Annotated in this window: 1 protein-coding gene; it reads left to right on the forward strand. The window is 55.8% G+C overall.

Translation table 11 applies throughout. The features are described 5' to 3' along the window. The first annotated feature begins 80 nt into the window (after window positions 1-80). Window positions 81-838, forward strand: a protein-coding gene (locus tag ACR0K5_RS25115; protein WP_480632226.1) for an IS5 family transposase whose coding sequence is annotated in 2 segments (ribosomal slippage) — window positions 81-402 and window positions 402-838 — 759 coding nt in all. Because the reading frame shifts where the segments join, the coding sequence is not laid out codon by codon here. Window positions 839-859 lie beyond the last annotated feature (21 nt).

Genomic DNA, 859 nt, shown 5'->3' on the forward strand with positions numbered 1-859 from the left:
ACCCTAGGTTCTGGACCCATTAATTTGGTTGCCGTCATCTCGGCTGCGTGATTCAAACCCTTGAGTTTCAGGGGTATAACATGAGTAATCTATTCTGGCTGACCGACGAGCAGATGACGCGGCTTCAGCCTTACTTTCCAAAGAGCCATGGCAAGCCGAGAGTTGATGATCGGCGTGTACTGAGCGGGATTATTTTCATCAACCGCAATGGGTTACGCTGGTCCGATGCGCCACGTGAATATGGGCCACCAAAGACGCTATACAATCGCTGGAAACGATGGAGCGATATGGGTGTATTCGCTCGGATCATGACCGGGCTGGCTGCTGAAGGCACGGATCACAAGACGATCATGATTGACGCTACATACCTCAAAGCGCACCGTACGGCCTCCAGCCTGCGGTTGAAAAAGGGGGGCGCGGCAGGCTGATCGGGCGTACCAAAGGTGGCATGAATACGAAACTGCACGCTGTTGCTGACAGCCTCGGACGCCCCATCCGCTTCTTCATATCCGCGGGCCAGGTCAGCGATTACACGGGAGCCAAGGCTCTGGTGAACAGTATGCCATCGGCTGACTGGCTACTGGCAGATCGAGGCTATGACGCAGACTGGTTCCGCGAAGCCCTTGATGACAGGGGAATTAGGCCCTGCATCCCAGGCCGACAATCACGCGACAAGCCTGTCCGGTACGACAAGCGTCGCTACAAACGCCGCAACCGCATTGAGATCATGTTCGGTCGCCTGAAGGACTGGCGGCGGATTGCCACCCGATATGACAGATGCCCAAAGGTATTCCTCTCGGCCATCGCTCTCGCTGCTACCGTGCTGTTCTGGCTGTAAATCAATGAGTCTGGAGCCTAG

This window comes from Ruegeria sp. AB9, from assembly GCF_056542585.1.